Below are 23,480 nucleotides of genomic sequence, written 5' to 3'. Positions count from 1 at the left end.
CGCTTACTGAAATACGCCCGCATCAAAATAACCGCTACCGAAGTCAGAACCAAAGTACATTATAAAATTGATACAGTTGAAGTAGAAGGGAATTGGTATAATACTGAAAAAGCAACTGATTTTGTCGTTTCATCATTTAAGGAATTAAGTATTGAAGAAATATCAAACATAAATAAATCATATGGAGGAAGTCATACATTAACAGGTGAAATAGAGACAATTCTTGCTAATATGTCATATAGAGAAAATTTTTATGACAAAATTGCTGTAGCTATAAGGGATATTGCAGGGCGACATTTATTTAATGATGGTAACAAACGCACTGCACAAACAGTTGTTGAACAATTAGTAAATAAAAATAATATGAATTTGTCACCTGTACAAATTCGAAAAGTAATAGATGATGTAGCAACCGGAAAATTAAGAGAAATTGAAGATATATCGAGGGCTTTAAAATATGAAAAATAATTTTAAATTAGAATGTTATTGGAAAAATATTGAAGCGATAGCAAAAGATGGAGCATCCGTTATTATTAAGTTAGATGGTCAACGGAGTAAAGATAATTTCTATTCTGTTGTTTTATCGGGAGGTAAGTTAAAAGATGGTTTTTTCAGAAAAGATGGTGCGGAACTTGATTTATTGCTTAAAGAGTTAATAGCATATTATGATTCTTTATCTAATTATTGAATAATTATGAAAATATTTTTAGATGATATTCGAAAGCCTCCAAATGGATGGATTCAAGTATATTGGCCTGATGAAATGATAAATTTATTAAAAACTGGTTTTGTAGAAGAAATTAGTTTAGATCATGATTTAGGGGATGATAAAAGAGGTACTGGTTATGATGTTCTTTTGTGGATAGAGAATGCTATAGTTATGAAAAACTTTGAACCTCCAAAAATAAAAATTCATTCGTCTAATATTTCAGCTCGAAGAAAAATGGAATTAGCTGTAACGAATATTAATAAATTGCGTAGATAATTTATTAATATTCGTAGGCTTAATAATAAAATGATAAATGAAAATTATAAGTTTTCATTAAATTTAATGAAAACATATATTAGTTATCATAATAATAGTATCTATCAATTAAAATTAGATAGTATAGAGAAGTTAATTGATATTAAGAAAGAAGGTATTTCTGATGATGACTTGAAATACGACTCCAATTTTTTATTTATTGGTCACGAAAAGCTACCAATTTGGACTCCTAACTCCAAAATTCTCTTCGCGCTAATGAATATTTTACGAATGTTTCCATTAAGGAAAAATACATGAACTCAATTAATATTATAAAACCATATAAATATCATGATATGTGGGTCTTTGATGATGAAAAGGTAGGCTTGTTACAAGAGCCTTTTGTTTCTGGCGCAGATATTTTAATTGATAAAGCCACTGAATCAATCCCAAATGTTGAAAAAGGATTTATTTTAATCTTTTCTAAAGACTACTTCCCTGATACCGATCTTTGTTTAGAATGGCGTAGATCTGATAATGCTGGTAATTGGTATTACTCGAAAGAATTTGATATGGAAGGTTGGCTTTGTCCTGCTTTATTTAAGTATTTTCCTGAAGCCCCCAAAAACTTGTATGTCAAAATTGAATCTATCTAGTTAGAAAATCTAATATTACAAATTATCATTATTGTTAATGTCACTAGTGCTTTCTTAACCGGCAAAATATAAAAAACTATACAATGTTGTATGTGATTATCTAAAGGAAAAGTTGTAATGCTCTCTATTGTTCTACTTTGAATAGTGATCATTGACCATACTAAATTCAACCAACTTTTTTAGCGATTTAGTTTGGAAGGATTATTAATCGGCAGCTTAGCCGAACCCCTTACCCGATCACTACGCTTACTAAAATATACCCGCATCAAAATAACCGTAACTGAAGTCAGAACAAAAGTACATTATAAAATTGATACAGTCACGGTTGAATTAGATGAGGTTAATTGGAATAATGTTGCGGAAAAGGGAACGAAACAACAATTAGTACCTGATAGTTTTGTTTCAGATGTAACTTCACATAACAAACAAATTGGACAATTAAATGCGAAAAGAACAGGAATTTCTGGAGCTCATAACCAAGATGCATTTTTAGAATCAATTAAAATGACAGGCGGTGAGATCGTTGGTCCTAAATATACAGATTCTCGTTTCCCTGGTTTAATTGAATATAAATATAAGCTTCCAAAAAAAGTTGCCAATGGTCCAAATGCAGGTGCAATTAATGGATTTAAAAAAGTAGAAAAGAAAACGACTTATGATCCTAGTATATTATCTGATGCTAAAATTGCAGATATGTCTAATAGAGCTGCAAAACAAGCAGAAAATTATTTTAGAAATAATTCAAAGGCAAGAGAATATTCTGTAAAAATTGATGGATATTGGTTCATCGTTACAAAGGATCGAAACACAGGTAAAATAAACAATGCATTTATCACAATACCCAATCGGAACATAAAATGAATCATAATTTAAAATGGTTAAATAAAATAGAAAAAGAAATAGAAGAACAAAGTGGTGATGATTTATATTACTTGATTGAAACTATGTATAAAGAACAAAAAATGAATTTTTTACAATTTATTTATGATGCATCACGAGGCTTTGGTTGTATTATTCATGAAGGATTAGAATATGTTTTAGATCAGGATCTAGATGAGTCGAAAGAATTTGATGAGGTATCTTTTTTGGTTGGAGATTATGAAAGTTCTACAATATCTCCCAAAAAATTTGTTGATCTTATGCAGATAATATCTAATAGCTATATCGAAGCACACCCTAACGAAAAAGATTCAATAGAATTTTATATGAATAAATTAAGAAAACGTTATTCAAAATAAAAGATAAATCTCCAATAATAGTGGGGGAAGATCTATCTTTTATTTTTAAACTGGCAAATAAAATTCAACAAACAATTTACCTTTCTTAATTTTAATGATAACAGGGGATCCCACATAAGCCCTATCTGCTAAGCCCCCTACCTATCAGTGATAAACCGATTGGCGAAGCACCCAATCCCTTACAACTGCCTCAGGTTTCACCACCTGAAACCATCGCCGGTGCTTTAACGCATGGCGTGAGTCAATTTCTGGTCGGTTTTATTCCTATGTTTAAAGCCAGCAAGTTTATCCGGCCATTACAAAAAATGGGCTCATGGGGCAAAGGAATGATAGCCGGCAGTGTCACCGATTTTGTGGTATTTAATCCCCATGAAGAACGCCTGTCAAACTTAATACAACAATTTCCCGAACTGGCTAACCCAGTAACCGAATATCTACAAGCCAAACCGGACGACAATGCTGCTGAAGGACGACTAAAAAACAGTTTGGAAGGATTATTAATCGGCAGCTTAGCCGAACCCCTTACCCGCTCATTACGCTTACTGAAATACGCCCGCATCAAAATAACCGCTACCGAAGTCAGAACAAAAGTACATTATAAAATTGATACAGTCACAGTTGAATTAGATGAGGTTAATTGGAATAATGTTGTTGAAACGGGGATGGAAACTAGTAACAGCCCAGTAAAACCAAGAGCTAATTTCGCACCAGATGCAAATCCAAATTTAAATGTTAATATGAATCAGCAAAATAAGCATATTGTTGGGACTAATGAGCACAAAACAGCAAACGCTAGTTCTTCTACACCAAGAAGCACTTTAAATAATGATATCGATATTCAAAGTTTAGTCAATCAATATGCAGGAACTGGCACATCTTTAAATTCAACCCCATTAGGTAAACCAGGCTCAAGAGAAAGGATAACGGGTAATAAAGTTATAGGAAATTATTATAATATGGAAACAAGTAAATTTGAGCCAACGGCTAATTTTACAATTCACTATTCGAAAACAGGTGTACATATAGTCCCAGCGAGGCCAACAAAATGAATAAAAATAAACTATCAGAAAAGGAAATAATTGATATTCGCTCTAAAATGATGTTTTACATAATGAATGATTTAGTTGGTGTAGCAACAAAAAAAATGAGAGGTATTACATTAAATTATATGAATGACATAATGGATATTAATATAATTTTTGACGATAAATTAACTGAAGAAGAGGAAGAGGAAATGCAACAGATTGATACTAATACCATTTCAAGTGCTTATCCTATTCTTTATGATTGGCAAAATAGACCAATTCTAAATATAAAACAAATGAATCTGAATTTGATTGTTATTCGACCAGATATTCCGATAATTAATAAAAAAGGAAATTTAGGTTGGCTTTATCTTCGTCGAGAATATTAATAACGTATTTGTCCTGCTCAACTTTAATGATATTAGAGCAAGCAATACCAACTATCTACAAGCCAAACCGGACGACAATGCTGCTGAAGGACGACTAAAAAACAGTTTGGAAGGATTATTAATCGGCAGCTTAGCCGAACCCCTTACCCGCTCATTACGCTTATTAAAATATGCCCGCATCAAAATTACCGTAACCGAAGTCAGAACCAAAGTACATTATAAAATTGATACAGTCACAGTTGAATTAGATGAGGTTAATTGGAATAATGTTGCTGAAAAGAGAATAAATGAGAGTTTTGGAACTACTGAAGGAAATCTTGAACCCAGAAATCCAGCGAGTACCAGCATCATCAGAAATGGGAAACGTTTAGTTCTAAATCAAGGAAATTTACCTACTTGTGGTGATAATTCACGTGCGATGATATTAGATATTGCTGGCATAAAATATGATCTAAATAAATTAATCACCGATTCTAAAGTTGGTTCAAACGGTGCCAGAATAACCGATTTAGTTGCGGCACTGAAAAATCAGGGTATAAATGATGCCAGATTTGCATCTAAAACTTCTTTAGAAGACATTTCATCAGCTACTGCTAATGGTATAGTTGCAATGAAATTAGACCGCGGATATCATGCAGTTGATGGTGTCACTATTAGAAACGGTCAGACTGTTGTAGCAATTAGGGATCCTGCGCTAGGTCGCTAATACTTTACTCTCATTAATGAATTTAATCTAAAGTATAGCGGTCAGGCAATACTTACTAATCCTAAATTAAATTAGAGGAAAATATGCTATCAATAAAAGATATTGTGAACAAGAAACTTTGTGGCTTAGTGCGGTTTAAAGGTTATTTTTATGCTTTAGGAGGTCTAAATGAAAAAGTTTTTTTGACAGATAATAAATATGGTTGGTCTGAAAATAATATTATTTTACCAAATAATATTACTGAGTTAATTATTGATAAAGATCAAAGTTTTGGTGTTCTTGTTGGTGGTGAGTATGCATATTATGCTATGGATGCAATTATAGAAGGTGTTCTAGAGCTAAAAGAACAACAATTATATCTATCGAAAGTGAATAAAATCACTTTATTTGATGGAGAAATATCACAATCTTTTGTTTTTACTGATTAAACTGGAACTAATAAACCCTATGTTATTGTCAAATTAACTTTTAATAACGAAATTTAATTTGGCGGTTAACTTCTAATTTTAGATGTTAGGCATAACATTGTAAATTATATCTTATTCCTGAAATCGACGTTTTGCTAAAATACGAAAGGTTTTTAGCTAAGTATAAGTGTCTTGCAAAATTAGAATGATCGTAAATATAAAAACACGATAAGAATAATTGGGCTTGATGGCAGTGTCACCGATTTTGTGGTATCTAATCCCCATGAAGAACGCCTGTCAAACTTAATACAACAATTTCCTGAACTGGCTAACCCAGTAACCGAATATTTACAAGCCAAACCGGACGACAAGGCTGCTGAAGGACGACTAAAAAACAGTTTGGAAGGATTATTAATCGGCAGCTTAGCCAAACCCCTTACCCGCTCATTACGCTTATTAAAATACGCCCGCATCAAAATAACCGCCACCGAAGTCAGAACCAAAGTACATTATAAAATTGATACAGTCACGGTTGAATTAGATGAGGTTAATTAGAATAATATTGCTGAAAAGGAAAAGACGAATTCTATTCTTAATGATACGGCAAGTTCTATACGCGATGTAAATCCTGATTACTATACTGAAGATATAACTCATAATTATGGTAATTGCGCTATAGCAACTGATGCAACATTGGGTAGTAATCCTGCATCCGCTTTACCTATTAATTGAAAATAAGAAATAATTCTCAACCTAACCAGAGGAGATTTCACTTGATAAACCAGCCCTCTATAATTTTTTTATAAGGACTCTCATTTTTTATTGAGAAAATCTAAAATTGAATATTTGTCATACAGAATTAACATTAAGTTAAACCTAGAACCATTTCTTCATTTAACGCCGTTTCAATCACCAACTTATTCATAAAGCCCGTTAATTTGCCTAATTCTTATTGTTTTTTGTTGCTTTGGCTAGCTTTATGGGCATTTCTCTTTGTGATTTTTTCGTCCAGTTGGATTTACCTTTTTTTACTCATTGGAGTAATAAAAAAAAGCAAATACACAAATTTATTTATAGGGTACGATATTGATAAAAAAAGGGGCGTGAGCCCCCTAAATTTATCATTATATTTTATATACACAATTACGATTATTTCTTCGTACAATTATTATAGAACATTTACCAATAATAAATTTTACTCGACAATAACATCAAATAGCATGATTAATATCGACACCTCGGATCTCATGTGCTTTAGCTCGTTCAATAGATTGAATCGCCGCCACAACATCACGACCTTCACGCATACCATCAATTAATTTTCTCGCCTGCTTGCAATCACCAATTTGTTGGAATTGATAATTATTTTTATTGGCATGTTGACGGAATTGTTCGGTAAACTCTGCCACAGGTGTTAAACCTAAACAGATAAAACCATAATCAAATTCAAGTTCTTCAATTTGACCATTTCGACTAACAATAAAGCGATCTGCTTTAACCTCTTGTAAAGTGGTTTCCAATAAAACGTTAACCTGATTGTCTTCAATCATTTTCATCATTGATATACGAGCAATGACATCTAAATCTTTAGCTAATGTTGATTGCATTTCAACAATGGTGGTACTTTTTGCCTTGTTTTCAGAAAAATATTCAATCACATCTAATCCAACCGCACCCCCACCAATTACTATAATTCTTTTATCGGGAATGTTGGTAAAGTGGTCAAAATTATCCATTAGATCAAAGATTGAAAAAATTTTCCGTTCAGGATTTTTTAATTGTTCATGCAAACCTTTAATCGGTGGTAATAAGGCCTTAGCACCCGTTGCGGCTACAACAAGATCGGGATGATGATTAGCGATCATTTCAGGAGTCGCTTTAGTATTAAGGTGTATACTGACATTAGCGAGTTTATTAATTCGATTGATTAAAAATTTCGGCAAATCAGCTATTCTACGTTTATAAGGGAAACGTGAAATGATTGCAGACAATCCCCCTAGAAACGGCTTTTCCTCATACAATGTGACATGGCAACCAACTTCCGCTGCCGAGGCAGCGGCTTCAAGTCCTGCTGTACCACCACCAATAACGACGACATTTAATGGCTGAGTAACTTGATAGCGCTTGTAATCTTCGTATGTAATAATATCAGGATTAACGGTACAACGAATCGGCTTTGATTTTGCAATACGATGATCGGCACAACCGATATTGCAAGAAATACAACGTCTTAAAGTATCTATTTCATTGTTTTTGACTTTCTCTACCCAATAAGGCTCGGCTATCAAACCTCGTCCCATCACCACAAAGTCAGCATGTCCATTGGCGATAGTATCTGCAATAATTTGTGGATCTCGGAAATTACCTGACGTAATAGTCGGTTTATTAAATTTCTCTTTTACCGCTTTTGCCATATAAGAGCGCCAACCATCGGGAAGATTCATTTGGTCAATTTGCATAAATAATGTATCATTTTGCGCCGCTGACACATCAAAAATATCCACCTCATCGGTTAAATATTCAAGAATTTCCAAGGTATCTTCTAACGTATTACCGCCCTCAATAAAATCATCAGCACTAAAACGCAGCATAATTAAAAAATGTGGTCCAACATGTTTACGAATTTCGTCAATCACCATCCGTACAATTCTGGCACGATTTTCGATACTGCCACCAAATTCATCGGTTCGTCTATTAAACAGTGGCGATAAAAATTGACTTAATAAGTAGGAATGACCAGCGTGAATTTCTACTGCATCAAATCCAGCCCGTTGAACACGAGAAGCAGCCAGACCATATTGTTTTACGACATAATGAATTTCATCAACTGACATAGGGCGAGGAGCATTTCCCCCCGTTTTAGAAGGCACATTAGATGCTGAGATCGGTTGTAAACCATTTAAACGACCAAAATAAGCCGATGCTCCTGCATGATTAATTTGTACAGCAACCGTTGCTCCATGTTTATGCATACGTTCTGTGAAACGATAAAAACCTGGAATATATTGATCATTATCAATACGTAATTGCGTTGTACCATTCGTTCCGTAAGGATAATCTACACAGACATTTTCTAAAATAATTAATCCCGTACCGCCTTTGGCGCGTTGTTCATAATACTGTAAGTGATCATCCACAAACTCACCACTTAAAGTCGCAAAATTAGTGCCGATAGGTGGCATAACTATACGATTTTTTATAGTAGTGCGCTTAATGGTAATGGGTTGAAATATTGAAGAGAAATTGCTCATGTTACTCCCTCATATCACCACACAAAACGGTGCTTGTGCTTAGTTCTAATTTTAAAATTGATATTCGATTAAGCATATTATACACCATTTATTAATAAATAAATTCTTTATTTTTTATCAAATCAATTCAAATATTTTATAAATTAAATAAGCTCTATTTTTTTAATTTAACTTTAATAAACATGTACTTATTAAATAAAGTGGAAAAAATAATGAGAAAAAAAGAATCAAAAATTATTATTAACATCATTAATTTATTTTAATGATATCAAAATAAGATAATTTAAAAATTAAAATATCATATTGATTTTTATACAAATAAAATAGAATCGATTATTTATTTTTTTAATAAGAATGATTAATTTAATCGATTTTATAAATCAAAAATACCACCTTTAAGTGTGGTATTTCAAATAATAAGGCTAATTGCGTGATTGAATCAGATAGATTGTACTAACCAATAATTCGCCTATGCTTTTGCTGTTTTACGTGAATTAATGGCAAATTGACGACGACCACCTGGTCTTGGCGCTAAATCCCCCAACATAATTTCATAACCACCGTCGACAACCAATTCAGTGCCATTAGAATAATCTGAACGTTTACTCGCTAGATATAATACTGCATTGGCAATATCAATAGTTTCACCAATACGTCGGCTAGCAATCATACGTGTTCGACCTTGTTCAACTTCTTTATCTTCATAGAATTTTTTCGATAATGGAGTTTTTACGAAACATGGGCAAATAGCATTACTACGAATACCGAATTGTCCCCATTCTGCTGCAATCTGTTTTGACAACATAGAAATTGCTGCTTTAGTTGAACTGTATGCGCCGCTGTAAGTTTCTGGAGTGTGTGATGCTACGGTAGAAATATGCACCATACGACCCGCTTTTTGTTCAATCATTAAACGACCAAAACGCTGTGACATTAAGAAATAACCTGTCATATTAACATTAACCGTGAGATTCCATTCATCAAGCGGTAAGTCTTCTAATGGGCAGAATTTTAAAATTGCTGCTGTATTAACTAACACATCACAACGACCAAACTCTTTTTTTACCATTATCACAGCCGCATCAACACTTTTTTCGTCAGTCGTATTACAAGCTAAACCGATTGCTTTAATACCATACTCACTGGCTAATTGTTTAGCATATTCCTGACATTTCGCCTCATCCAGATCAATCAACACTAAATTAGCTTTTTGTTTAGCAAATTCACGACATATTTCAGCACCCATTCCACCAACAGCACCGGTTATAACACAAACATCACCCGCTAAACCTAACCAATTATTGCTCATACAAAACTCCTAAAAATTAATATTCTCAATCATCACTGATCGAGCTTAGACTGATTCTTTATCGACACTAACCCGCACTCTATCTTTCATAGATTCGCTTGTCATGACGGTATATTTACAACTCTTAAGCACTTAACACGATGGTATATCGCGAGTGCATTTAAGCTAAACTACGATGTAACACATTTAATATGTATCGTAATTCTTTAACATCGAGCTGACCGGGAGCTGATGCGTTTTTAGCTGCGCCAAAGGTAAAGTCTGAGCCAAAGGTTTCTCCCGCAACACGACTAATTGCACCTTTACCAGCCATAGACATAGTAATTAATGGTTTTTTGGCATATTTATCTTTCATTTCAGCAGTGGCAGCCAGTAATGTAATTACATCTTCTCTTGAACGTGGCATTACGGCAATTTTCGGAATATCCGCCCCTAAATCTTGCATTTTACGTAATCGTAAAACAATTTCATCTTTAGCAGGGGTCTTATCAAAGTCATGATTTGAAGCAATGACCAGAACTTGATGCTGATGCGCTAACGCAACAATTTCTTTTACATATTCATCGCCAGTAAATACTTCAATATCGACAAAATCAATCAATCCGCTCATTATCATTTGTTTATTTAAATTGATATAAAATTCTATCGATGCTGGATAAACGCCACCTTCATTAGCAGTACGAAAAGTAAATAAAATCGGTTTATGACCAATTATTGCGTGAATTTTACCCGCCATTTGTTTAACGCTATCAATGTCCGCAACCTCGTCAAAATGATCAACTCGCCATTCTAAAATATCAAAATCAATCCCAGTTAAAAATTCAATTTCTTCTAATAACGCTTGTTCAGTTTTACCTACTACAGGAACAATAATTTTAGGGGCCCCTACTCCAATTTCTAAACCTTTTACTATCATTTTTGTCATTTGATCACCAGTTTCTATCATGATGGTTAACCTCTTGTTAATACCATGGTAAAAATAAGAGGTTAGTTTGATACTGACTATTAATATTTATACTATAAAATAACAATATCGCTTATCTTGCAAAATTAATTAAAGCCCATTTTTTCTTTAACATAATCAATTGGTGCATCTTGACCTGTCCAAATTTTAATTTGTGCGTGACCTTGCCATAACATCATGCCAATACCATTTAATGTTTTACAGCCTTGACTTTCGGCAATCTCAAGTAATTTCGTTTTACGTGGACTATAAATACAGTCGGTCACCACTAATTCTTTTCTTAACATCGTCGGATCTGTAATCAAACTCTGCCCTTCTAACGGTTTCATACCGACACCAGTAGCATTACACAGAACAGTACTTTCGGCGATTTGTTGACATAATTGTGATTTATCCGCAAGATCATATACGGTGGCTTTACAAGCGGTTTTTTCGTTGATGCGTTTTGCGATCTCAACAATCTTGGCAAAACATTCATCTTGTTGATTGAAAATAGCTAGCTCTTTAACGCCGTCTAATGCTGCTTGTACTGCAATCGCACTTGCTGCACCACCACCGCCAAGTATGGTCATTTTTTTTCCTATGACATCAACACCAGCTTCTTTCAATGAACGCATATAACCCATACCATCTGTGTTATAACCTGTTAGTACACCATCATCATTTGAAATAGTATTGCATGCACCAATCAGTTCTACGGCAGGCGTTAATTTATCTAAGTATTGACATACCAATTGTTTATTTGGCATAGAAACTGCGCTGCCACGCAATCCTAATGCTCGTAAACCTTTGATGGCATCGGGTAGTTTTTCTTGTGTCACTTCAAACGCTAAGTACACATAAGGCACATCCAACTTAGAATATATAATATTTTGCATTTTAGGTGAAAGGCTATGTCGAATTGGATAAGCCATTAATCCGATTAATAAAAAATGACCATCAATATTTTCTCTCATGTTTTTCTCCAATTTTTATTATTAAGACTCAGCGACCAATTTTAGTAATTTTTTTGTATCTTCCAAATACATTTTAGCTCGCTCAATCGGAGAATGACGCAAAGCAAATTCATCATTACAACATTCGATTGAAATCGGCATTTCTGGTAATGCTTTTAATAAAGCAACGAGATCAATTCCACCACGTCCCGGAGATAAACGATAATTACGTGCCTGATACAATAATCCTTCAATATCTTGTGGTTTTTCCTTGGTGCCATCACATAATTGCATATAACGCCAACAATCTTTTGGTACTTTTTTCAGGTCCTCAAGAGTATTTGCACCACGATCAAAATGCAATGGATCAATAATCATCCCTTGATTATTCTGATTAGCCGCTTGTAATAATGCCACGCCAGAATTAACGGTTGGCACATCGGTCCATGGCATCGGTTCAATATTAATAGCAATCCCCAATGGAGCAGCAATTTCACATAAACGAGCAAAATTGTCAGCTAAACGGTTAGGATCGGGGTCATTACCCGCTAATAATACTTGACTGGCGCCTAAACGTGCGCCCGTTTCTAGTACTGGTAAAAAATTAATCACACGTGTATCTGGTTTTAAACGGAAAATTTCAATATCTAAAACTTTGATGCCCGTTTCTTTTAATCGTCGTTCAACTTCCCGAATTAAAGGTGTATCGCCAACTGTAGCATATACTGGCTCAGTAGGCGTTGCGGGAATTAATCTTAAACCAACATGCGTATAACCAGCCTCAGCGGCAACAATAACTTGATTTGCTGGGGATACATCTAACACAGTCAAGGCTGCAAGCCCAATAGGACGTTCAGTCGACATACTATCCTCCTAAAATTAAAAATTTTTACTAAAAATGATAAAAAAGTGTTGCTATTAATGTAAAACAATAAAATAATTTTATCTATAGATTTTGTTATTTTAATTTATTTTTTTAATGAATTTATTTAAAATAAAATATGTGATAACTAGTAACATTTACATCAATTTTGATAAAAAACAATGAGATAAATCTATTTCATTAATATAAATCAAGGGGGAATTGGAAAAAAACGGATTAACCTTATTTATTTGTTAAAAAATATCTATTAAAGATTACGACTATATCTAACTTTTAAATATATAGTTGTTTAATATTTTTAATTTCATAATAAATTCAAATAATTATAGATTTATCTCACAAATACATGATTCCTGACAGAGAAGAGCAAAACTTCATAAGTTGAAATCAATAGAAAAGTTTACAAATTTAAATTACCTAAAAAGGATACAAAATGAAAAACAAATATCTTTGGACCTCAATCTGCTTATATATGAACTATTTCGTTCATGGCATGGGGGCAATTATTCTTGCTCAAAATATGGATTATTTAACCAAACAATTTAATACTAATGATGCAGGTATCGCCTATGTGATTTCAGGTTTAGGTATCGGACGATTGTTAGTACTATTTGTAATGGGTACATTATCCGATAAATTTGGTCGTAAACCATTTGTATTTTTAGGTGGTTTATTTTACATCGGCTTTTTGCTAGGCATTTTAGTTAGCCCAAATTTAGAAGTTGCTTTTATATTCGCAATTTTAGGTGGAATTGCTAATTCCACACTTGACGCAGGGACTTATCCAGCATTGATGGAATCATTCCCGAAAGCAACCGGAACTGCATCAATTTTAACCAAAGCAGCCATTGCTGGTGGTCAATTTGTGTTACCGATCATCATGACACTCATTTTTACCTATAAAGCTTATTATGGCTGGTCATTCTTCTTCTGTATTGCCATTTTAGCTATCAATGCCATAGCTGTATTAAAAATGCCATTCCCTAATAATAAGCAACCGCAAACAGAAGAAGTTACCCAAGCGACAACAGAAATTGATACCAATCCATTGCCAAAATTAAAACAAAAAGCTAACTTCTGGATTGAAGGTATCTGCTTTATCATCATTGGTTATACTTCAACCGCGACTTTCTATTTAGTTTCAATTTGGTTACCTAAATTCTCGATGTCAGCAGCCAATATGAGTGAATCAGCTGCTGCTCAAACAATTAGTTATTATGCAATCGGAACGTTGGCCAGTGTCATTTTAACTTCAATTTTAGTTAAGAGTTGGATTCGTCCGGTCTATATCGTGTTTGTTTACCCGAGTTTATCCGCTATTATGTTATTTGCTCTTTATTTATACCCATCATCACTATTATGTATGGCAGGTGGGTTTATTTTAGGATTTACTGCTGCTGGCGGTGTTTTACAATTAGCCTTAACGACGATGTCTGAGTTTTATCCAAAAGGTAAAGGTAAAGTACTAGGCATTTTCTTTACGTCATCAAGTTTAGCGACATTCTCCATTCCTGTTATTACAGGTATCATTTCAGAAACAAGTATCGCCAATATCATCTTGTTTGATGGCTTTATTGCGGTATTAGGCTCGATTTTAGCATTAGTAATTATTGCTCGATATCACAAAATTTTTGAGTTCCCAAAACGCAACGCCAATAATGTATAAGCGATGAAAATCAATCTAACATTTGATCATTGATTTAAAATAAGTCTCCGATGCCAAATATTGGCTTGGGAGACTTAATCTAATACCATAAATTATGATGTATCTACGATGTCTTTTTGCTATATTCTTAATCTTATTTAAGTGGGAAATGCTATTTGTAGATTAAAATGAACTTGATTAAAATATATATCAGCACAACTTAACCGCTATATCAAAATAGCTTGGTAGAAAAAATCAGCTAGTGAGTAAATTGAAAACTAGCAAGCAAAGTTAGATTTTATCACCAATGACTCGTCACCCCGTTTTAAATAATCGACACTTCCCGTAAATATTCGCAATTCACCAGCACTAAACTTGGTTAGAAAAGATAGCAGCACTATCGATATAAATCCCTTAATGGATTAATTTTATTACAGTTTTTCGTTGATTTGCGATAATATAATTATCAAGGCAATGCAGAATAATTAACCAATCTGGCAATGAACGTTTAAACAAATTTCATAAAAGCTTTTTGATGATTCAGTTACCAGCAAAATTAATGCCAATGATTTAAAAATTTACTGATATTGCAATTGAATAGTGAACGGTTATGCAAACAAACAAGAAATTTAGAGTAGCTGCTGTTATTGAAAATCGTTACGGCGAATATCTATTTATTCGAGAAAATGATGATGACTATCTCATTTTACCTGGTGGCGAGAAAGAAAATAATGAAGATTATATGGAAACCTGTAAACGAGAATTACTAGAAGAATTAGGTATCCATATTAATGAATTGGTATTTTTAGGGTTAATCGAAAATTTTTATATTTTAAATAATCAAAAAATTGAAGAAACCTTAGTGATTTTTAAAGGCTATTATCACAATCAGCTTACTTACCATGAAAATAATATTAAACGAGAATTTTTCTGGATTAATATACATAGTCATGCAAAACACTTTAAGATTAAACCAAGGAGTATTGTCAATTTTTTAATTCAACAAAAAAACTACATGGCCTATCGAGAAGATATTTAATCATCGATTCAGTGAGCAACTAATTGTTATTATTTATATCTTCTAGAGATAATATTACGACCAGATAGTTAGTTGTAGCTTAGGTTGATTGCAAAATTAACAAGATATTAATCATAATCTATTTTACTAAAAAAGCTCAAAAATAATCTCTATCCGTAGTAAAAATGATATATTGCTTGCTTTTTTTATACTCTTCAGTAATAAAGAAGCATCCTATTTGATTCGGATGCTTTCTGTTAGTGATAAATGCTTGTCAATAACAGACGATTAAATCTTATTCATATCAACCACTTTTTTGAAGCGTGAATAAACAATGACACCTAATATTACACTACTTAAGGCAATAATAAGATCAACTAAAATGGCATAACTAACATTCGTCACCGCTAATTTTGGTATTACTAATGGAATAACCACAAATGATAATCCACTCAATGTGTACATGGTACCCACAGCCAATCCTTTACGATCGGGAAATAACTGTTGCATAACCACTAAGGTCAATTGTAACACGCCACCAGCAGCTGTTAGTCCCATGCCGATTGCCACAAAAAAGCTCATAGCAGGTGTTAAATTCATTAAGAACAATGATAAAATCACAACTGAAAGCAATGGTAATATTATGATGCAATAAATCGGTTTTACAAATTTTTTGACAATATATGCAGTAGAGAAAACGGAAATAATTGATGCCGTACTGTAATAACTAATCAATTGTTTAGATGATATCTCATCCATACCAATACCTTTTTCAGCAATCGCTGGTAACCACTGTAAAATTATGACAAACGTTGCCGTCGTAGTAAAACCCATAATAATTAAACAAATTCCTTCAAACCAAAAATTCGGTTTACCAATAAAGTAATTACTCTCACCTTTATCGCTACAAATTACGGTATTTGAGGAAGGGAAGGTTCTTGGTAGCAAAAATAATAAATTGATTAACAAATAAACGACAAACCCTATAAAAGCATAACCATACCAAAGCTGATAAATATGGAAAACGGTTACAATAAATGGCAGAACTAAAGTACCAATTGAAATAAAGGCTTTTATTAAAACACTTGCGGTACCGGCTGAACGCGGAAAACACTCAGTGAGAGCAGGCATTGAACCCGTATCTAAAAAGGAATTTCCTGCACCAATAAACATCGCTAAATAAAAGGCAGTTTCAATATCATGGCAAAATAGCAAACCTATAAAAAAAATAATATAACAGCACATGCCAAGATAGATGAAGGGTTTACGACCAAATATATCGGATAAAATACCACCAATAAACATCAAGAAAATTTTACCAAATCCTATTCCTGATGCTATATAACCCACGCCAATTAGATCGGTTCCAAATTGTTTTGAAATTTCAGCTGAAAATTGCATAATTACAATCAAAGCGATACTTTGAATGATATAATTAGCATAAATCGATCCTGCTATCGAATAGGAGTTTACATTGTTAGTCATTATTCAATACCCCATAATAAATTTAAATATAAAATTCTTTTGAAATAAACTAGCTCAATATTAGCGGTTAACCGCTATTTATAAAAGAAAAAAGACCTTACAAAAAGTGATTTTTTTTAAAATGAATTGTTATACTATAAAAAAACAATTACATAGGTAAATTTTTGGCAGATGTGGAATTGACACACTTTAGACCTGAATATTTATTTATTCTTCAGAACTTAATTGCAAGATTAACGTATTTATAACAGGTTAATTTTATTATTAATGAGTCATTGAATTTCACAATGACCCATAGCTAATGTTAAAATAACTTTATAATTTATGAAACTTCCGCTTTTTAGACGGTCTAATAGATGATTACTAAATCTCTGTTTAAAATATAAGAATTAGCAATTCTTTTCACATCAATCTCTAGTCAATGTTGAGCGCATCAAGGAATTGACCTAATATTTGCATCTCTTCGCAATCAACATTAACCACATGACTTGCCGAATCCATATAGAGATGATGACGCTCTTCTAACACTTTTTCCATTTCATCAACGATCGATAATCCCGTTAATGATGGACGCTGTGCCACGTTAGGATCTTTCATTAATCGTTGAGCAAGAATTTTTGCTGGCGCGGAAAGAAAAAACACAATCCCCATTTTTTGCATATATTGTCGGTTTTGTTCTGCTAATATCATGCCACCACCTGTTGCAATGACTCGGCATGGTTGAGTCACATCTTTCAAAACTTGACTTTCACGTTTTCTAAAGCCTTCCCATCCTTCTTTTTCAACAATTTCAGCAACCGTGCGATGAGTTGTTTCAAACAGATAAACATCTGTATCAACAAAAGAGTAATTTAATTTCTCAGCCAGTAAACGACCCATTGTGGTTTTACCTGCTGCTCTCGCTCCTACTAAATAAATGGTTTTATTCATGCTAATTGTCTCAGATGATTATTAAAATAATAATACTATGTTATTCATAAAAACCATAATTGCAACTAATATTTACACCTTATTTTAATTACATTAAAACCCATATTTATCAATGAATTATAAGATGATTGATGTGTAAAAAATACTTTACACAATATTGAAATAGAGATTTTTCATTAATTTTAGAATAAATTTATATAAAAGGATATAAAATGGGTACATTAAATACCCATTTTTAGTCGATTTGATTGGCCAATTTTGACAAAAAATTAACACAATGCCTCAAGACCTCTAAAGTAGAGTTCAGTTGCAATAGATTGATGTAGTCGCCAATCCAACACGGTAAGCGATGGATTTATTTTTTTAAAATCGGCAAAGGTTAAAAAATAACGGATATTGTTACTGCCAATGCGATTATTGATATCTGCAATAATCGCTGCAATTTTATCTTGCCGACGCTTTTTGAGATTTTTCATCGCTTCAATAACGTGATTAGGAATAGCCTCTTTTCCTTGTTCCCAATTATGCCAGACTTCGGCAGTGGTATTACCAATAAACTCACTCGCTTCAGCGACTTTTAACATAAAAAAACGTCGATAGGCCTGTAGTTCGATATTAGTCATAGATACTCTCCAACGAATTTTAAATTATTCCAATCGATAAGAATCAAACCGCCATTAATTTAGCAAACACTAAAAGCCATTTTTTTCATAAACATTATCTGGGTTAGGTCCGGTTCTAAAACCTTCATTTAACTGATCAATTTTTTGCATTTCCTCGGTAGTAAGCTCAAAATCAAAGATTTGTGTATTTTCCGCAATACGTTGTGGGTTAACCGATTTAGGAATAACGATTATACCTTTTTGTTTATGCCAACATAATGTGACTTGCGAAGGTGTTTTTTGATATTTATTACCGATATTGATTAATAGCTGATCATCATTTACTCGACCACGTGCTAAAGGACTCCACGCCTCAATGGCGATATTTTCAGTTTGCAGATAATTTATAAGTTCTTGTTGAACTAAGTAAGGATGAATTTCTATTTGATTAATCATTGGTTTGATATTTGCTTGCGTTTTCAACAATTCAAAGTGGGATTGATGAAAATTACAGACACCTATCGCGCGAGCCATTTTGTTTTCATAAATATGTTCTAGTGCTTTCCAGGTAGCAAAGAAATGATTTTTTAATGGCCAGTGTACTAAAAATAGATCAATATAATCGGTTTTTAAATCATTTAATGATTGCTCAAACGATCTTAGCGTTTGTGCATAGCCTTGGTTATTATTACTGACTTTAGTCGTCAAAAACAGCTCCTTTCTTGGTACACCACAATTAGCGAAAACGTCACCAAGGATATTTTCGTTGTTATATAATTGTGCTGTATCAAAAGAACGATAGCCATTTTCCAATGCTGTCATTATGGCAGTATTTGCCTCTTTAGAATCAACAATCTTAAAGGTACCAAATCCTAATTGAGCAAGTGCTACGCCATTACTTAACGTAACTTGTTTTATGAATTGTGTCATCGTTATCTCACCACATTTGTGTTTGATTATGCTCAATACAAGCCATTATTTATTTGCTAAAGCATCGATAACCGCTTGCTTTGCATTGGCAGATAAATCTTGACCCGTCCATATCCTATACTGTTCATTGGCTTGTCCAATAAACATATCACGACCAGAAATGGATTTCCAGCCTGCTTTCTCCGCATCTAAACGGAATTGAGTATAATAAGGAGTATAAACAATATCATATGCGACGCCTTCACCTTTAAACCAATCGGCTTGATAAGGTGTTTGACCTTCAAATTTACCCAACATACCTAGTGGCGTTGAGTTAATAATGATTTGTGCTTCAACAGTATGACGCTGTTCCCATTTAACGGTTTTTAAACAAAATTCTTTGGCTAACGCATTTGGTAAATCATCAACAATATCTGTTACCGTGATATCAGTATAACCAAGGGTCTGTAAACCAACGACTGCCGCTCGTGCCGCACCGCCAGCACCCAGTAATAAAATCTGTTGGTAAGTTTTTGGTAAAGGTTCTCTTTCAAGAGGTTCCATAAAGCCTTTAACGTCAGTATTGTCACCACATAACTTATTACCATCCCAATAAATTAAGTTAGCCGCACCCACTTTTTTAACCCGATCTGTGACTTCATCTAAAAATGGAATAACCGTTTGTTTATGAGGAATCGTTACACAACACCCCCGAATATTTAATAAACGTACAGATTTAACAAAGTTTTCGACTTGCTCAGGAGGCATTGGCCAAGCTACCAATACAGCTGGAATGTTTTGATCTTTAAAAGACGTGGTATGAATGAGAGGACTTAATGTTTGTCCCAACGGATAGCCAATAATGCCATAAATATCATAAGGTTTAAACTGACTCATAAAATGACCTTCTTATCCAAATAATTATATTTCATTAATAATATATATGAAATTTATCTATAAAAATTAGATTATCTATTCATAATATCAATAGATAATAACACAAATTTAACTATTAAAAAAACTGTCGCCACAATATTGCGTTAAAAAACGATAGAATTTTTGTGCTACCGGCATTAACGGCCTATTTTTCACTGTTGCGATATAGATCTCACGCTTCTGGCGATTCTTATTCATTGGTATTAATGATACATTGGCTTCTTCTGGAACCGGTACTTTGATCATCATACCTATGCCATAGTTTATCGAAGCAAGTCCAATCATCGCATTTTCACTTTCAACCCGACTAATAATATTGTTTAATTTCACTCCTGATTCAGCAATCATATTATCTAAATAGCCTTGCATTCCACTCCGTTCGGTATATAAAATCACCGGTTCATTAACAATATCTTTTAAATCAAGTTTTTTACGTTTAGATAACGGATTATTATTTGAAATGATAAACACAATTTCTTGTCTAGCTAAACGAGTAAATTCAATTTCAGGATCATTATGTAAATAAGAACAGAGTCCAATATCGTAACGCTTAGTTTTTAACTGTTGTACAATATTACTACTGAGATCTTCATAAAAAGAAAATGAAATATTTTTATATTCCGTTAATTCGGTAAAGGCATGAATAATTTTCGGCACATAGCTCATACTTAATGAATAAACAAAAGCGAGTCGAATGTGTCCATGTGAAATACTGGTTAATTCTTTAACAAATTGTTCACCTTCATTTAGTGATTGCAATGCTTGATTAACATAAGAAAGATATTGTTCCCCTTCTTTAGTTAATTCAACATTCCGCCCCTTTTTTTGAAATAATTTAATACCGACTTCTTTTTCAAGCTCAGCAATCGCATGGCTAAGACTAGGTTGACTAATAGCAAAATATTCCGAGGTATAAGTGTAATGTTGGTTCTTAGCAAGAATTTGAAAATATTTAAGCTGTTTGATATTCATTGAATATTTCACTCTAATCATTGATTTACAGACAAGAATAAGACTTGTATCACTATTTTATCCATTTTACAATAGCTCATATTATGTTTGACAATTCTCACAATAAAACGTGTTTCGTTGACCTATACGTTGTGATTTAATAGGCGTATTGCAAATGAAGCAGCCTAATTCTGCCCGACCATAGACCTGTAATTGCTGGACAAAATATCCCGGTTTACCATCAGATTGCGCAAAATCACGTAACGTTGTGCCACCTTGCTCAATAGATTTTGTTAACACTTGTTTAATTGCTTGTACAAGTCGTGTAGTCTCGACAACCGTTAACGTATTTGCCAAACGAGTTGGTAATATTCTTGCCATAAATAGTGATTCACTCGCATAGATATTGCCAACACCAACAACAACATGATTATCCATGATCAACGATTTGATCGGTACTTTGCGCTTTTCTAAAAGGGGCTGAAGATAAACAGCATTAAAATCATTGCTTAACGGCTCTGGCCCTAGATTTGCTAATTGTGGTAACCATTCTAAAAAAGGTGTCCACAACCATGCACCAAAACGCCGAGGATCGGTATAACGTAAAATCACACCATTTTCCAGTACTAAATCAACATGATCATGTTTTGCAGCAACTTTATCCTCTGTTAAAATTCGTAAACTCCCAGACATACCTAAATGAATAACGATCCATCCAATGGCAAGTTTGATTAAAATATATTTAGCACGTCGCTGCACATCTTCAATCAAATGCCCTTCAGCTTGAACGATATCTTTATCAATCGGCCAACGTAATTTAGACTGACGAACGATTATTTTATGAATTTTTTGATGTAGCAAATAAGGGCGAATTCCTAATCGGCTGGTTTCAACTTCGGGTAACTCTGGCATAACAAATACTCACTTATAATGATTATGGCAATCCTAACATAACTTTAAATGATTACCTAATCCGGTACAACACGGTATAAAATGAATAAATAGTACATGTAAATCAAACAATTCCCTCTAATATTGTTTTTACAAATACTTGGTAACCATTTTGCTTGCTTCATGGATTTTCGATATAATGCTTTGGATTAAAGATCAAAAGTTTTTATCATTTGGAAAGAGATGAGCAATAATCAAGAGATTCATGCTAAATTTAGCAAAACATTACTTCATCCACGACACTGGTTAACATGGCTTGGTATTGGAATTTTTTATACATTAGTTTTATTACCATACCCAATCATTTATCAATTGGGGAAAAGTTTAGGTTTGCTGGGTCAAAAAGTGATGACTAAACGCCGAGAAACTGCCAGACAAAATTTACAATTATGTTTTCCACATTTATCTGTCAATGAACGAGAAAAATTATTGCGAGAGAATTTCATTTCTACAGGCTTAGCTATTTTTGAAACCGGTATGGCCTGGTTTTGGTCAGATAAACGCCTTAAAAAACATTCATGTATTATAGGTGATGAATTCATTACACAAGTGCAAAAAAATAAACAGGGCGTTTTATTAATTGGTATTCATTTCCTAACCTTAGAATTAGGTGCCCGAATTCTTGGTATGAACCATCCTGGAGTGGGAGTATATCGCCCAAATGATAATCCAGTATTAGATTATGTGCAATTAAAAGGCCGGTTAAAATCCAATAAATATATGTTAGATCGTCATAACACAAAAGGGATGATTCGTGCATTAAAAAACGGCGAAATCGTTTGGTACGCCCCTGATCATGATTATGGTCGAAAAAATAGTGTTTTTGCACCTTTTTTTGCGGTAGATAAAGCAGCCACGACAGTAGGTACCTCAATATTAGTTAAACTTGGAAAACCAGTCATTATTCCTTTCACTCCAAAACGAGAGCTTGAAGGACAATATGTTGTGAAAGTTGCCATGCCAATACAAGATTTTCCATTAAATGATGATGTTGCAGCAGCAACCTTTATGAATAAAGTTATTGAACAAGAAATCCTACAAGCTAAAGAACAATATATGTGGTTACATCGCCGTTTTAAAACCCGTCCACAAGGTGAACCTTCCCTATATACCACTTTAGTACAAAAACATTAAAAAAAATTGGTCACTATTAATCTAATAGCAATTTGTATCCACATCATTTTATTGGAATTTTTTTGATACACCTTTATCTATTAAATGTAAATAAATGCTTTATGCTCTTTTTTCTGAGATATAGCGATTATCATTACAAAAATAATGGTTATAATACTTTCTATAATAAATAAAAATTAAGCAATAATTAGC

Annotated in this window: 26 protein-coding genes; 14 read left to right on the top strand and 12 right to left on the bottom strand. The window is 33.3% G+C overall.

The features are described from left to right. From FcAc13_RS01405 to FcAc13_RS01355, 11 genes are all read left to right on the top strand, one after another. A partial coding sequence (locus tag FcAc13_RS01405; protein ID WP_187754419.1) for a type II toxin-antitoxin system death-on-curing family toxin occupies positions 1-468 on the top strand: 468 nt, incomplete at its 5' end. Next, entirely contained in the window at positions 458-688 is a 231-nt protein-coding gene (locus tag FcAc13_RS01400; protein ID WP_187754418.1) for a hypothetical protein, read from the top strand. The genes FcAc13_RS01405 and FcAc13_RS01400, both read left to right, overlap by 11 nt. 6 nt (positions 689-694) lie before the next feature. Then, on the top strand, positions 695-985 hold the full coding sequence (locus tag FcAc13_RS01395) for a cyclic-phosphate processing receiver domain-containing protein (protein ID WP_187754417.1): 291 nt from the start codon (positions 695-697) through the stop codon (positions 983-985). Positions 986-1,278: 293 nt separating this feature from the next. Continuing rightward, a complete protein-coding gene (locus FcAc13_RS01390) occupies positions 1,279-1,620 on the top strand; it encodes a DUF6717 family protein (RefSeq protein WP_187754416.1) in 342 nt (113 codons plus the stop codon). Positions 1,621-1,812: 192 nt separating this feature from the next. Next, positions 1,813-2,481 (top strand): CdiA family toxin C-terminal domain-containing protein, encoded by a 669-nt coding sequence (locus FcAc13_RS01385; protein ID WP_187754415.1) that lies wholly within the window; start codon positions 1,813-1,815, stop codon positions 2,479-2,481. Further along, positions 2,478-2,858, top strand: a complete 381-nt coding sequence (locus FcAc13_RS01380; RefSeq protein ID WP_187754414.1) for a hypothetical protein — start codon at positions 2,478-2,480, stop codon at positions 2,856-2,858. Before FcAc13_RS01385 ends, FcAc13_RS01380 begins: the two co-directional genes overlap by 4 nt. A 236-nt stretch (positions 2,859-3,094) precedes the next feature. Further along, positions 3,095-3,907: a polymorphic toxin type 50 domain-containing protein gene (locus FcAc13_RS12350; RefSeq protein WP_187754413.1), complete on the top strand. Its 813-nt coding sequence runs from the start codon at positions 3,095-3,097 to the stop codon at positions 3,905-3,907. Continuing rightward, entirely contained in the window at positions 3,904-4,272 is a 369-nt protein-coding gene (locus tag FcAc13_RS01370; RefSeq protein ID WP_187754412.1) for a MafI2 family immunity protein, read from the top strand. Before FcAc13_RS12350 ends, FcAc13_RS01370 begins: the two co-directional genes overlap by 4 nt. A 106-nt stretch (positions 4,273-4,378) precedes the next feature. Then, positions 4,379-4,978 (top strand): cysteine peptidase family C39 domain-containing protein, encoded by a 600-nt coding sequence (locus tag FcAc13_RS01365; protein WP_187754411.1) that lies wholly within the window; start codon positions 4,379-4,381, stop codon positions 4,976-4,978. Positions 4,979-5,061: 83 nt separating this feature from the next. After that, positions 5,062-5,406, top strand: coding sequence for a hypothetical protein (locus FcAc13_RS01360; protein WP_187754410.1), 345 nt, complete (start codon positions 5,062-5,064; stop codon positions 5,404-5,406). A gap of 246 nt (positions 5,407-5,652) precedes the next feature. Then, positions 5,653-5,940 carry a hypothetical protein gene (locus tag FcAc13_RS01355; protein ID WP_187754409.1) on the top strand — a complete coding sequence of 96 codons (288 nt, stop codon included), beginning with the start codon at positions 5,653-5,655 and terminating at the stop codon, positions 5,938-5,940. Positions 5,941-6,596: 656 nt separating this feature from the next. Here FcAc13_RS01355 and FcAc13_RS01350 read toward each other — a convergent pair. The 5 genes from FcAc13_RS01350 to FcAc13_RS01330 form a co-directional block, all read right to left on the bottom strand. Further along, entirely contained in the window at positions 6,597-8,636 is a 2,040-nt protein-coding gene (locus FcAc13_RS01350) for an oxidoreductase (RefSeq protein WP_187754408.1), read from the bottom strand. A 469-nt stretch (positions 8,637-9,105) separates the two neighbouring features. Next, positions 9,106-9,945 carry an SDR family NAD(P)-dependent oxidoreductase gene (locus FcAc13_RS01345; protein ID WP_187754407.1) on the bottom strand — a complete coding sequence of 280 codons (840 nt, stop codon included), beginning with the start codon at positions 9,943-9,945 and terminating at the stop codon, positions 9,106-9,108. A gap of 160 nt (positions 9,946-10,105) precedes the next feature. Further along, entirely contained in the window at positions 10,106-10,870 is a 765-nt protein-coding gene (aroD, locus tag FcAc13_RS01340) for a type I 3-dehydroquinate dehydratase (protein WP_187754422.1), read from the bottom strand. Between the two features lie 125 nt (positions 10,871-10,995). Then, a complete protein-coding gene (locus FcAc13_RS01335; protein WP_343066762.1) occupies positions 10,996-11,877 on the bottom strand; it encodes a shikimate dehydrogenase in 882 nt (293 codons plus the stop codon). A gap of 9 nt (positions 11,878-11,886) precedes the next feature. After that, complete coding sequence (locus FcAc13_RS01330) at positions 11,887-12,708, bottom strand: sugar phosphate isomerase/epimerase family protein (RefSeq protein ID WP_187754405.1); 822 nt, start codon at positions 12,706-12,708, stop codon at positions 11,887-11,889. A gap of 452 nt (positions 12,709-13,160) precedes the next feature. Here FcAc13_RS01330 and FcAc13_RS01325 point away from each other — a divergent pair, with 452 nt between their 5' ends. Together FcAc13_RS01325 and FcAc13_RS01320 are read left to right on the top strand one after the other, a co-directional pair. Further along, positions 13,161-14,393 carry an MFS transporter gene (locus FcAc13_RS01325; protein WP_187754404.1) on the top strand — a complete coding sequence of 411 codons (1,233 nt, stop codon included), beginning with the start codon at positions 13,161-13,163 and terminating at the stop codon, positions 14,391-14,393. 589 nt (positions 14,394-14,982) lie between these two features. Further along, a complete protein-coding gene (locus FcAc13_RS01320; protein WP_187754403.1) occupies positions 14,983-15,411 on the top strand; it encodes an NUDIX domain-containing protein in 429 nt (142 codons plus the stop codon). Positions 15,412-15,678: 267 nt separating this feature from the next. Here the strand turns inward: FcAc13_RS01320 and FcAc13_RS01315 are convergent, their stop codons facing one another. The 7 genes from FcAc13_RS01315 to mutM all read right to left on the bottom strand — a co-directional run bounded on the left by FcAc13_RS01315 (position 15,679) and on the right by mutM (position 22,115). After that, the gene (locus FcAc13_RS01315; RefSeq protein WP_187754402.1) at positions 15,679-16,875 is read right to left on the bottom strand and encodes an MFS transporter; all 1,197 of its coding nucleotides are present in this window, start codon (positions 16,873-16,875) and stop codon (positions 15,679-15,681) included. Between the two features lie 414 nt (positions 16,876-17,289). Continuing rightward, positions 17,290-17,805 (bottom strand): shikimate kinase AroL, encoded by a 516-nt coding sequence (gene aroL / locus FcAc13_RS01310; RefSeq protein ID WP_187754401.1) that lies wholly within the window; start codon positions 17,803-17,805, stop codon positions 17,290-17,292. Between the two features lie 269 nt (positions 17,806-18,074). After that, a complete protein-coding gene (locus FcAc13_RS01305) occupies positions 18,075-18,428 on the bottom strand; it encodes an Aca2/YdiL-like domain-containing protein (protein WP_187754400.1) in 354 nt (117 codons plus the stop codon). 69 nt (positions 18,429-18,497) lie between these two features. Further along, positions 18,498-19,337 carry an aldo/keto reductase gene (locus tag FcAc13_RS01300; RefSeq protein ID WP_187754399.1) on the bottom strand — a complete coding sequence of 280 codons (840 nt, stop codon included), beginning with the start codon at positions 19,335-19,337 and terminating at the stop codon, positions 18,498-18,500. Between the two features lie 45 nt (positions 19,338-19,382). Beyond that, complete coding sequence (locus FcAc13_RS01295; protein ID WP_187754398.1) at positions 19,383-20,213, bottom strand: shikimate dehydrogenase family protein; 831 nt, start codon at positions 20,211-20,213, stop codon at positions 19,383-19,385. 108 nt (positions 20,214-20,321) lie between these two features. Then, on the bottom strand, positions 20,322-21,224 hold the full coding sequence (locus FcAc13_RS01290) for a LysR family transcriptional regulator (RefSeq protein WP_187754397.1): 903 nt from the start codon (positions 21,222-21,224) through the stop codon (positions 20,322-20,324). An 81-nt stretch (positions 21,225-21,305) separates the two neighbouring features. After that, on the bottom strand, positions 21,306-22,115 hold the full coding sequence (gene mutM / locus FcAc13_RS01285; RefSeq protein WP_187754396.1) for a bifunctional DNA-formamidopyrimidine glycosylase/DNA-(apurinic or apyrimidinic site) lyase: 810 nt from the start codon (positions 22,113-22,115) through the stop codon (positions 21,306-21,308). Positions 22,116-22,337: 222 nt separating this feature from the next. Here mutM and FcAc13_RS01280 point away from each other — a divergent pair, with 222 nt between their 5' ends. Next, positions 22,338-23,288, top strand: a complete 951-nt coding sequence (locus FcAc13_RS01280; RefSeq protein WP_187754395.1) for a Kdo(2)-lipid IV(A) acyltransferase — start codon at positions 22,338-22,340, stop codon at positions 23,286-23,288. The last annotated feature ends 192 nt before the right edge of the window (positions 23,289-23,480 follow it).

The sequence above is a fragment of the Frischella japonica genome (genome assembly GCF_014489845.1).
Taxonomy (GTDB): Bacteria; Pseudomonadota; Gammaproteobacteria; order Enterobacterales; family Orbaceae; genus Frischella; species Frischella japonica.
Note: the sequence above shows the minus strand (reverse complement) of the source record. Positions and strands in the feature narration are given on the sequence as shown.

Excerpts from the sequence above, each read along its gene's own strand:
- FcAc13_RS01400 (WP_187754418.1), top strand. The coding sequence starts at position 458 with ATGAAAAATAATTTTAAATTAGAATGTTATTGGAAAAATATTGAAGCG.
- aroL (WP_187754401.1), bottom strand. The coding sequence starts at position 17,805 with ATGAATAAAACCATTTATTTAGTAGGAGCGAGAGCAGCAGGTAAAACC.
- FcAc13_RS01380 (WP_187754414.1), top strand. The coding sequence starts at position 2,478 with ATGAATCATAATTTAAAATGGTTAAATAAAATAGAAAAAGAAATAGAA.
- FcAc13_RS01370 (WP_187754412.1), top strand. The coding sequence starts at position 3,904 with ATGAATAAAAATAAACTATCAGAAAAGGAAATAATTGATATTCGCTCT.
- FcAc13_RS01395 (WP_187754417.1), top strand. The coding sequence starts at position 695 with ATGAAAATATTTTTAGATGATATTCGAAAGCCTCCAAATGGATGGATT.
- FcAc13_RS01360 (WP_187754410.1), top strand. The coding sequence starts at position 5,062 with ATGCTATCAATAAAAGATATTGTGAACAAGAAACTTTGTGGCTTAGTG.
- FcAc13_RS01315 (WP_187754402.1), bottom strand. The coding sequence starts at position 16,875 with ATGACTAACAATGTAAACTCCTATTCGATAGCAGGATCGATTTATGCT.
- FcAc13_RS01290 (WP_187754397.1), bottom strand. The coding sequence starts at position 21,224 with ATGAATATCAAACAGCTTAAATATTTTCAAATTCTTGCTAAGAACCAA.
- FcAc13_RS01295 (WP_187754398.1), bottom strand. The coding sequence starts at position 20,213 with ATGAGTCAGTTTAAACCTTATGATATTTATGGCATTATTGGCTATCCG.
- FcAc13_RS01330 (WP_187754405.1), bottom strand. The coding sequence starts at position 12,708 with ATGTCGACTGAACGTCCTATTGGGCTTGCAGCCTTGACTGTGTTAGAT.
- FcAc13_RS01320 (WP_187754403.1), top strand. The coding sequence starts at position 14,983 with ATGCAAACAAACAAGAAATTTAGAGTAGCTGCTGTTATTGAAAATCGT.
- FcAc13_RS01350 (WP_187754408.1), bottom strand. The coding sequence starts at position 8,636 with ATGAGCAATTTCTCTTCAATATTTCAACCCATTACCATTAAGCGCACT.
- FcAc13_RS01345 (WP_187754407.1), bottom strand. The coding sequence starts at position 9,945 with ATGAGCAATAATTGGTTAGGTTTAGCGGGTGATGTTTGTGTTATAACC.
- FcAc13_RS01390 (WP_187754416.1), top strand. The coding sequence starts at position 1,279 with ATGAACTCAATTAATATTATAAAACCATATAAATATCATGATATGTGG.
- FcAc13_RS01280 (WP_187754395.1), top strand. The coding sequence starts at position 22,338 with ATGAGCAATAATCAAGAGATTCATGCTAAATTTAGCAAAACATTACTT.
- FcAc13_RS01325 (WP_187754404.1), top strand. The coding sequence starts at position 13,161 with ATGAAAAACAAATATCTTTGGACCTCAATCTGCTTATATATGAACTAT.
- mutM (WP_187754396.1), bottom strand. The coding sequence starts at position 22,115 with ATGCCAGAGTTACCCGAAGTTGAAACCAGCCGATTAGGAATTCGCCCT.
- FcAc13_RS01305 (WP_187754400.1), bottom strand. The coding sequence starts at position 18,428 with ATGACTAATATCGAACTACAGGCCTATCGACGTTTTTTTATGTTAAAA.
- aroD (WP_187754422.1), bottom strand. The coding sequence starts at position 10,870 with ATGACAAAAATGATAGTAAAAGGTTTAGAAATTGGAGTAGGGGCCCCT.
- FcAc13_RS01300 (WP_187754399.1), bottom strand. The coding sequence starts at position 19,337 with ATGACACAATTCATAAAACAAGTTACGTTAAGTAATGGCGTAGCACTT.